This window comes from Novosphingobium beihaiense, from assembly GCF_022832375.1.
GTDB classification, from domain to species: domain Bacteria; phylum Pseudomonadota; class Alphaproteobacteria; order Sphingomonadales; family Sphingomonadaceae; genus Novosphingobium; species Novosphingobium beihaiensis.
The window spans coordinates 21683-30218 of the sequence record NZ_JALHLG010000031.1; the positions used below are offsets into that span (position 1 = coordinate 21683).

9 protein-coding genes are annotated in these 8536 nt (G+C 65.9%); 4 read left to right on the forward strand and 5 right to left on the reverse strand.

What is annotated here, in order from left to right; genetic code table 11:
- Window positions 1-331: 331 nt before the first annotated feature.
- The 3 genes from groL to MTR66_RS16075 all read right to left on the reverse strand — a co-directional run bounded on the left by groL (window position 332) and on the right by MTR66_RS16075 (window position 3877).
- Entirely contained in the window at window positions 332-1984 is a 1653-nt protein-coding gene (gene groL / locus MTR66_RS16065; protein WP_243922897.1) for a chaperonin GroEL, read from the reverse strand.
- 48 nt (window positions 1985-2032) lie between these two features.
- Window positions 2033-2317 (reverse strand): co-chaperone GroES, encoded by a 285-nt coding sequence (locus MTR66_RS16070; RefSeq protein ID WP_243922899.1) that lies wholly within the window; start codon window positions 2315-2317, stop codon window positions 2033-2035.
- 180 nt (window positions 2318-2497) lie between these two features.
- On the reverse strand, window positions 2498-3877 hold the full coding sequence (locus tag MTR66_RS16075; protein ID WP_243922901.1) for an MATE family efflux transporter: 1380 nt from the start codon (window positions 3875-3877) through the stop codon (window positions 2498-2500).
- Between the two features lie 209 nt (window positions 3878-4086).
- On the opposite strand from MTR66_RS16075, the gene MTR66_RS16080 reads away from it, so the two are divergent.
- Window positions 4087-4605 (forward strand): c-type cytochrome, encoded by a 519-nt coding sequence (locus MTR66_RS16080; RefSeq protein ID WP_243922903.1) that lies wholly within the window; start codon window positions 4087-4089, stop codon window positions 4603-4605.
- 104 nt (window positions 4606-4709) lie between these two features.
- On the opposite strand, the gene MTR66_RS16085 is transcribed toward MTR66_RS16080, so the two are convergent.
- Complete coding sequence (locus MTR66_RS16085) at window positions 4710-5297, reverse strand: hypothetical protein (RefSeq protein WP_243922905.1); 588 nt, start codon at window positions 5295-5297, stop codon at window positions 4710-4712.
- Window positions 5298-5390: 93 nt separating this feature from the next.
- Window positions 5391-6278 (reverse strand): NTP transferase domain-containing protein, encoded by an 888-nt coding sequence (locus MTR66_RS16090; protein WP_243922907.1) that lies wholly within the window; start codon window positions 6276-6278, stop codon window positions 5391-5393.
- 145 nt (window positions 6279-6423) lie between these two features.
- Here MTR66_RS16090 and MTR66_RS16095 point away from each other — a divergent pair, with 145 nt between their 5' ends.
- Genes MTR66_RS16095 through MTR66_RS16105 form a run of 3 tightly spaced genes read left to right on the forward strand, consistent with a single transcriptional unit; the run spans window position 6424 to window position 8317 of the window.
- Window positions 6424-7911: a helicase HerA domain-containing protein gene (locus MTR66_RS16095; protein ID WP_243922909.1), complete on the forward strand. Its 1488-nt coding sequence runs from the start codon at window positions 6424-6426 to the stop codon at window positions 7909-7911.
- A gap of 11 nt (window positions 7912-7922) precedes the next feature.
- The gene (locus MTR66_RS16100; protein ID WP_243922911.1) at window positions 7923-8114 is read left to right on the forward strand and encodes a DUF4169 family protein; all 192 of its coding nucleotides are present in this window, start codon (window positions 7923-7925) and stop codon (window positions 8112-8114) included.
- Window positions 8114-8317 (forward strand): hypothetical protein, encoded by a 204-nt coding sequence (locus MTR66_RS16105; RefSeq protein ID WP_243922913.1) that lies wholly within the window; start codon window positions 8114-8116, stop codon window positions 8315-8317. Before MTR66_RS16100 ends, MTR66_RS16105 begins: the two co-directional genes overlap by 1 nt.
- Window positions 8318-8536 lie beyond the last annotated feature (219 nt).

Genomic DNA, 8536 nt, shown 5'->3' on the forward strand with positions numbered 1-8536 from the left:
AGATAAGGTTAGCTGCCCCGGTCATGCAGTCCCTGTTGTAGTCCCTTTCGAGTTCCCTCGAAGTTAACGAGTCACGGGAAAGTTAACACTGCGTAGATAAAACGCCAGCGAGGCGCGACGAAATGCAGGGAGCTTGCGGTAATTGCCGCGAAAGGCACGTTCGTGTCGCCGGAAAGACCGATTCAAACGCACCGGAATCACGAATGCCCACCCGAAGCCGGGCATCGTGATTCGCCGCGGCACCGGCATGCGAAGCGGTTCCGGCCATGCAAAAGGGCCGGGAGCAATGCCCCCGGCCCTTCGCATTCTGTCCGGATGGACGATGAGTGGCTTAGAAGCCGCCCATGCCGCCCATACCGCCCATGCCACCCATGTCGGGCATCGCCGGCATGGCAGGCTTGTCTTCCGGCGATTCGCTGATCGCGGCTTCGGTGGTGATCAGCAGACCGGCAACCGATGCGGCATCCTGCAGCGCGGTGCGCACGACCTTGGTCGGGTCGATGACGCCGGCGCCCACGAGGTTCTCGTAAGTGTCGGTAGCCGCGTTGAAGCCCTGCGTCTCGTCGTTTTCACGCAGCAGGTTGCCCGAGACGACCGCACCGTCGAAACCGGCATTGGTCGCGATCTGGCGAACCGGGGCCAGGATCGACTGACGCACGATGTCGACACCGCGGGTCTGGTCGTCGTTCTCGCCCTTGAGGCCTTCGAGAGCCTTGGTGGCGTAGAGAAGAGCCGTACCGCCGCCGGGGACGATGCCTTCTTCAACCGCGGCGCGGGTCGCGTGCAGCGCGTCATCGACGCGGTCCTTGCGCTCCTTCACTTCGACTTCCGAAGCGCCGCCGACCTTGATCACGGCCACGCCGCCAGCCAGCTTGGCAAGGCGTTCCTGCAGCTTCTCGCGGTCGTAGTCCGAAGTGGTGACTTCGATCTGCGAACGGATCTGCTCGACGCGGGCCTGGATTTCCTCGGCCGAACCGGCGCCATCGACGATGGTGGTGTTGTCCTTGTCGATCGTGACCTTCTTGGCTTCGCCAAGCATCGTCAGGGTGACGTTCTCAAGCTTGATGCCGAGGTCTTCGGAGATCATCTCACCCGAGGTCAGCGTGGCGATGTCGCCCAGCATGGCCTTGCGGCGGTCGCCGAAGCCCGGAGCCTTGACGGCAGCAACCTTGAGGCCGCCGCGCAGCTTGTTGACGACGAGCGTGGCCAGAGCCTCGCCCTCGATGTCCTCGGCGATGATGAGGAGCGGACGGCCCGACTGCACCACGGCTTCGAGGATCGGCAGCATCGACTGCAGGTTCGAGAGCTTCTTCTCGTGGATGAGAATGTAGGGGTTTTCCAGCTCGACCGTCATCTTGTCCGGGTTGGTGACGAAGTAGGGCGAGAGGTAGCCGCGGTCGAACTGCATGCCTTCAACGACATCGAGTTCGAATTCGAGGCCCTTGGCCTCTTCCACGGTGATCACGCCTTCCTTGCCGACCTTTTCCATGGCTTCAGCGATCTTCTCGCCGACTTCCTTGTCGCCATTGGCCGAGATCACGCCGACCTGGGCGATTTCGGAAGTGCCCGAAACGTCCTTCGAACGGCTCTTGAGGTTCTCGACGACCTTGCCGACGGCGAGATCGATGCCGCGCTTGAGATCCATCGGGTTCATGCCGGCCGCGACCGACTTCATGCCTTCGCGCACGATCGCCTGGGCCAGAACGGTGGCGGTGGTGGTGCCGTCACCGGCCGCGTCGTTGGCCTTCGAAGCCACTTCGCGGATCATCTGCGCGCCCATGTTCTCGAACTTGTCCTTGAGTTCGATTTCCTTGGCGACGGTAACGCCGTCCTTGGTGATGCGCGGGGCGCCGAAGCTCTTTTCGATCACGACGTTGCGGCCCTTCGGGCCCAGCGTGACCTTCACGGCATTGGCGAGAGTGTCGACACCGGCGAGAATACGCTCACGGGCGTCGCGCGAGAACTTTACGTCCTTGGCTGCCATTGGGTAATTCCTCTCAAAAATTCAGATGGATGGATGCGGAAAGCAAGCTCAGGCAATAACGCCGAGGATGTCCGATTCCTTCATGATCAGCAGGTCTTCACCGTCGACCTTGACTTCGGTGCCGGACCACTTGCCGAACAGCACGCGGTCGCCGACCTTGACGTCGAGCGCCTGGATCTTACCGTCGACGACGGCGCCATTGCCGGCAGCGACGATCTCGCCCTCGGCGGGCTTTTCCTTGGCGCTGTCGGGAATGATGATACCACCGGCCGTCTTTTCTTCAGCCTCGACGCGGCGCACGAGAACACGGTCGTGCAGCGGACGGAATGCCATGGGATTCTCCCTTATCCTACGAACAGAAAACTGGGGTTGGCACTCTAGGGTCATGAGTGCCAACGGCGGCGGATATGGTCTTGGTCCCCGGGGCCGTCAAGCACCGGGCACGCAAAAAAATCCATTGCCGTTCCGCTTTACGCCGAGCCGGTCCCGATGCGGGACAATCAGGGCAGATAGTCAGGTGAAGGCCAGGGCATAAAAGCGCTCCCGCCGGTGCCAGCGCACCATCAGCAGCGCCGCGGCAGCGGTCAGCCCCACCGCCAGCCCGATCCACACGCCGACTCCGCCCAGCGGCGTGAACAGGCCCAGCACGATGGAGGCCGCGAACCCGGCAAACCAATAGCCGATCAGGGCCATGATCATCGGCACGCGCGTGTCCTGAATACCGCGCAGCGCCCCGGCTACGACGGCCTGCAACCCGTCCGAAAGCTGGAATATCGCGGCAATGAACAGATAGCTGAGCGCATAACCGGTCAGCGCCGCATTGGCCGGATCGGACACGTCCACATAAGCGGACAGAATCAGGCGGGGCACGGCGAACATCGCCAGCGCCGACACGCTCATGAAGGCCATGCCAATCACGATCGACGCCCAGCCTGCATGGCCCACGCCTTCGCGGTTGCCCCCGCCATAGTGATAGCCCACGCGGATAGTTGCCGCCTGGCCGATGCCGAACGGCACCTGGAATGCAAACGCCGCGATCTGCAGCGCCACGGTATGCGCGGCGAGCTGTGCCTCGCCCACGCGGCCCATCACGAAAGCCGCGCTGCTGAACAGCCCGCCTTCGGCCACCAGCGTGCCCGCGATCGGCAGGCCGAGCACCAGCATCCGCCGCAGCCGCTGCCACTCCGGCCGCCACCAGCGCCCGAACACGCGGAACCGGCGCAGATTGCGGTCCGCCAAAATCGCCACGACATAGGCCAGCGCCGTGCTCGTCGCAGTAATGATGCTGGCGAGCGCGGCCCCGGTCAGCCCCAGCGCGGGGGCGCCGAAATGGCCGAAGACCAGCGCATAGTCGCCCAGCGCGTTGACAAGGATCGACACCGCCGTGATCACGGTCGCGAAAACAGGGCGGCCCAGCGCGGAGACGAACGTGCGCAGCACATTGGCCACCGCCATCGGCAGCACCGAGATCGAGAGGATCGCCAGAAAGCCCCCGCCCTGCTGCGCCAGTTCCGGCTTCTGCCCGGTCGCCAGCATGAATTCAGTGGCGAACTGGCACAGCGCTATCCCGGCCAGCCCGAATGCCACGGCCAGCCAGAGCGCCATGCGGGTGCTGCGCCGCACTTCGCGCACGGCATTGCTGCGGCGCCCGATATCCGCTGCGATCAGCGGCGCGCAGGCGCTCGTCACGCCGTTGAGGCCCATCATCAGCACCGCGATCAGCGCCACGGCCAGGCTCGACGCCGCCAGCGCCTGCTGCCCCAGCCGGGCCACGAACATCACGTCCGTCGCATAGACCGCCATCTGCAGCAGGTTGGCCAGCGCCAGCGGCCCTGCAATCTGCAAGGTGGCACGCAGTTCGGCGCGAAAGGGACGGGGCTGGGCAGACGGCATGGTGCGCGAGCCCTAGGGGGATTACAGACGGCGGGAAAGCGCTTTTCTGCCGCCTTCTCCGCCAGATCGGGCGTGAACCGGGCGAGCGATCGGGACTTTCCCTAAACGCAAATAATGCAGCGCTTTTTGCAACCCCAAATTTGCGCTGGATCAGCAAACTGCAGTACCGCCTTGCCTAGTGGGAAGTCCGGGTTCGAGGAGGAAGTTGCATGCATTTCAGGAAACTGGCCGTGGCGCTGCCATTGGCGCTGCTGGCCGCTTGCGGCGGTTCGGGATCGGATGAGGACAGCACGGCTGCCGCTCCCGAAGCCGCCGCCCCTGCCAATGAAGCCGCCAACGAAGCCCCGGCGCCCGAGACACCCGCCACTCCGGCCGAAACCGTCACGCCTCAGGCGGCGGCCAGTACGGAAGTTGCTGCTGCAACCGCCGTCCCCGCGACAAAGGCGCCTGCCGCGTTTGCCGTGTGCCGCGCGTGCCATTCGGTGGAACCAGGCAAGAACGGCGTCGGCCCGACCCTGTTCGGCATTGTCGGCAGCACCGCTGGCGAAGTGCCGGGCTATGCCTTCAGCCCGGCGCTCAAGAAATCGGGCATCGTCTGGGACCGCGAAAAGCTCGACACCTGGCTGCAGGGGCCGATGAAGATGGTGCCCGGCACCAAGATGGTCATCACCGTGCCCGATGCCGCCCGGCGCAAGGCCCTCATCGACTATCTCGAAACGCTGAAATAGCCGGAACGGGAAAGGGCGGCGCCGGACTGCAAACGGCACCGCCCTTTCGGCCGCCCTTCCCGGGGCATGGGAACGGCGGCACAGGTGAATTCAGGAAATAAGCGTCAGACTGTCTGGCCGGGCGCCGCGGGTTTCACGGCAGGCTTTTCCGCCTTTGCCGGGATCGCCCGGCTGCCGGGCTGCACGGCATCGCAGGCATCCGAAGCCGCCTTCATGAGCTTCGGCGCGCCACCGGAACCATCCGAGCTGTAAGACACCGTGCGGGTACAGCCATTGGCATCGGTACTGGACGAATAATAGGTGACGTGCATGCCCTGCGGCATGTCGCTGGCCACAGTGAAGCCCTGCGGGGCCTCACCGCGCGCCACGGCTTCCTGCTGCATCTGCGCGGCCTGCCGCAGCATCGCGGCGCGCTGCATCACCGCCTGCATATGCGCATCCATGAGCGCCGAGACGCGTTCCATTTCGGCGAAAGGATCGGCCATCACCGGCATCGTGGCAGGAATCACCACCTGACCGGCCGGAACGACCTGCACACGCGGCGCGACATCGCCGGTATATTGCACTTCGACCACCGAACCATCGGCAGCATCCAGTTTCAGGGTGTGGAGCTTGGCCGACGCGGCCTCTGCGGCTCCGGCGCCCAGCACGGCCAGAGCGGCGGCGCCGAGCAGGTACTTGCGGGGGGGCATTCGCATGGTTCGCATTGGGGGTATCCTCCTTCGTGAATCGTCCCATTGCGATGCCGGATGCTGCTCCTTCGAACCTGAACGCGCGATTACGGATCAGACACGGCTGGCCGCACGCCGTGCATGGGCCACAGCGGGTTCGGCCGCAGCGGTACTGTCAGCAGTGCTGGCGGCGCTGCGGCTTTCCAGCAGATCGCGCACGGCGGCATAGCTGTGATCGTCATCGACATCGATCGCCTGCGCACCATCTTCGAGAATGACGGCCCCCAGCCGCAACCCCAGGCGGCGCGAGGCGAACGTGATCGCCTTGGCCAGCGTGAGCATGCGGCAGCGCATCAGCAGCAGGCCAACGATTCCCGCCGCCCGCCGGATCCGGGCGCCGCTGCGGTCCAGTACGCCATTGCCGCGGAACACCTCGACCGCGCCGATCGCGCCGGGGCCGGACAGGCCGTAGATGTCGCAGGGCGCATAATCGCCATCCTGCAGCGAAAGAAACCGGTGCGGCGCGGACCGGTGGGCTGCTTCCACGCAGTGGCGCGGGGACAATGCGATCACGGCATCGGCCCCGGCCATCGCCGCCGCCACCGCATCGATCGCCTCCGCGCTCAGCAGCGCGTGATCGGCCGTCGTCACCAGCACCGGCCCGTCCCAGCCCTGAACCGCATCGCGCACGCTGTCAGCAAGGTGCGCGCGCGCTTCCACCAGCGCGACAGTGCCGCGCCCGGGCAGACGCGTCAGCACGTCCCAGACCGGGCCGAAAGCCTCGCGCTCGATACAGATCGCCAGACTTTCCACCAACGGGTGCAGCGAGGCGGTGCGCAGCACATGAGCAATCATCGGCTGGCCCGCCAGCGGGATCAGGCTGCGGTGGCTCTGCCCGAAACGTTCCGCCAGGGGATCGCGCGCGCCTTTGCTCTGCCCGGCCAGCACGACCAGCCGCAAGGCAGAAGCGGAATCCGGCAAGGCTGTCAGGCGTTTTCCCATGCCGCATCGTTTGCGCAGCGATGTGACAAAGGCGTGAAACAGCAGTGCAATTAACAGGGTTTCACGCTCCGGATCGTGGCCATTCTCTGGAAAAAACCGCCGCGCGGCTTGCGCCGCCCCGCCCGGTTTTGGCAGGAGGCTTTCCGTGAGCGCATCCATCGTGATCGGCGACACCCCGCGCGGGGAACCGATCGAGATCGACATCAAGGAACTTCTGGCGACCCGCCTGCTGGTGCAGGGCAATTCCGGGTCCGGAAAGTCGCACCTGCTGCGCCGCCTGCTGGAAGAGAGCGCCAGCATCGTCCAGCAGGTGGTGATCGACCCCGAAGGGGACTTCGTTTCGCTCGCCGAAGAGTTCGGCCATGTCGTGATCGATGGCGCTGCCTATGGCGAGGCGGAGATCGCCCGGCTCGGCGCGCGCATCCGCCAGCACCGCGCCTCGGTCGTGCTCGCGCTCGACGAGCTGGAAATCGACCAGCAGATGAAATGCGCCGCGCAGTTCCTCAATGCCCTGTTCGATGCCCCGCGCGAACAGTGGTATCCGGCGCTGGTGGTGGTGGACGAGGCGCAGATGTTCGCACCTGCCGCTGCGGGCGAAGTCTCCGAAGAGGCGCGCCGCATCTCGCTCGGCGCGATGACCAACCTGATGTGCCGCGGGCGCAAGCGCGGCCTGGCCGGAGTGATCGCCACGCAGCGCCTCGCCAAGCTGGCCAAGAATGTGGCGGCCGAGGCCAGCAACTTCCTGATGGGCCGCACTTTCCTCGATATCGACATGGTGCGCGCGGCGGACCTGCTGGGCATGGAGCGCCGCCAGGCCGAGCAGATCCGCGATCTGGCGCGCGGCCAGTTCCTTGGCCTTGGCCCGGCCATCGCCCGGCGCCCGGTGGCGGTGAACATCGGCGCGGTGCGCACCGGCGCCAAGTCGGTGACGCCCGGCCTTGTCCCGCTGCCCACCGCCAGCACCGAGGACATGCGCGAGCTGCTGCACGACAATCTCCATGTCGAGCCCGAGCGGCCCGAATTCCACCGGCCGCCCCCGCGCGTGGAAGATGCCGAATCGGTAGCCCGGCGCATTGCCGCCAGCGAAATGCTGGAGCCCACCGGCGGCCCGGCCCGCGACCGCGAGGCCGAACGCCAGCGCGCCGAGCCGGACCCCGAGGAAAACCGCGCCGCCATGGTCGAGATCATGAACGCGATGGCCAGGGAAGAGGACTGCACCTTCCAGTCCGCAACCACGCTGTTTCAGGATTTCACCATCCGCTGCCGGATGAAGGGGATTTCGGTGCGCGGGCTCGACGCCACGATGTTCCGCCGGGGCTTCGCCGCCGCCATCGCCGGGATCGAAGATCCGGACGACGAGCGCTGGTTCGACCTGCAAAACCTCGCCAAGCATGTGCCTGACGATGCCCTCGCGCCGTTCTACGTGATCGCCTGCGCGGCGATGGACGGCAAACCCTGCCCCGACGATGTCGAACTCGCCCGCATCTACGGCACCAGCAGCCCGCGCCGGGTGCAGCGCCTGCTCGACTATCTCGAAAAGGATGGGCTGATCGTGGTGCGCACCGACTTTTCCGGCAAGCGCTCGGTCGGCCTGCCCGATCTCGGCGTGACAACGACGGCGGTGGAAGCGTAAGAACGGCCACCATGGCCGAAATCGTCAACCTCCGCATGGCCCGCAAGGCCAGGGCCCGCGCCGCCGGACAGACGCAGGCCGCGCAAAACCGCGCCCTGCACGGGCAGGCCAAAGGCGATCGCCAGGCCGCCGAAGCCGAAACCGCCCGGACCGCACGCACGCTCGATAACGCCAGGCGCGATCATCCGCAGGACGCGGACTGATGCGCACGACCTATCTCGATGCCACTGTCCGGCTCTATCACCTCGACGGCGGGCCGGAAGGCGGCGCGGCCGAAACGCTGTTCTACGGCCCGCTGGCCCAAGCCATGGACATCGCCGCGCGCCAGCCGGAAGAAGTACAGGACGGCCTGTTCCTCGCCACCGACAATGACGTGGTGGCCTATCTCGACCTGCTGGAGGGGTAGGAGAGGCCGCATAAATCCTCCCTGTCGCGCAGCGATGGGGAGGGGGACCGCCCGCGCAGCGGGTGGTGGAGGGGGCATAACCCCTCCGTCACGCACTGCGTGCGCGACACCTCCCCATTGGCTCCGCCAACAGGGAGGAGTTACGCCAAAGCCTCAGAAACGCGCCCTGACACCGGCAGCCAGGTAGTGATCGCCGATATTGCCTTTCAGGTCGATATT

What these genes read in the sequence shown, in the direction of transcription:
- groL (WP_243922897.1), bottom strand. Translation starts at nt 1,984, where the DNA reads ATGGCAGCCAAGGACGTAAAGTTCTCGCGCGACGCCCGTGAGCGTATT.
- MTR66_RS16070 (WP_243922899.1), bottom strand. Translation starts at nt 2,317, where the DNA reads ATGGCATTCCGTCCGCTGCACGACCGTGTTCTCGTGCGCCGCGTCGAG.
- MTR66_RS16075 (WP_243922901.1), bottom strand. Translation starts at nt 3,877, where the DNA reads ATGCCGTCTGCCCAGCCCCGTCCCTTTCGCGCCGAACTGCGTGCCACC.
- MTR66_RS16080 (WP_243922903.1), top strand. Translation starts at nt 4,087, where the DNA reads ATGCATTTCAGGAAACTGGCCGTGGCGCTGCCATTGGCGCTGCTGGCC.
- MTR66_RS16085 (WP_243922905.1), bottom strand. Translation starts at nt 5,297, where the DNA reads ATGCCCCCCCGCAAGTACCTGCTCGGCGCCGCCGCTCTGGCCGTGCTG.
- MTR66_RS16090 (WP_243922907.1), bottom strand. Translation starts at nt 6,278, where the DNA reads ATGGGAAAACGCCTGACAGCCTTGCCGGATTCCGCTTCTGCCTTGCGG.
- MTR66_RS16100 (WP_243922911.1), top strand. Translation starts at nt 7,923, where the DNA reads ATGGCCGAAATCGTCAACCTCCGCATGGCCCGCAAGGCCAGGGCCCGC.
- MTR66_RS16105 (WP_243922913.1), top strand. Translation starts at nt 8,114, where the DNA reads ATGCGCACGACCTATCTCGATGCCACTGTCCGGCTCTATCACCTCGAC.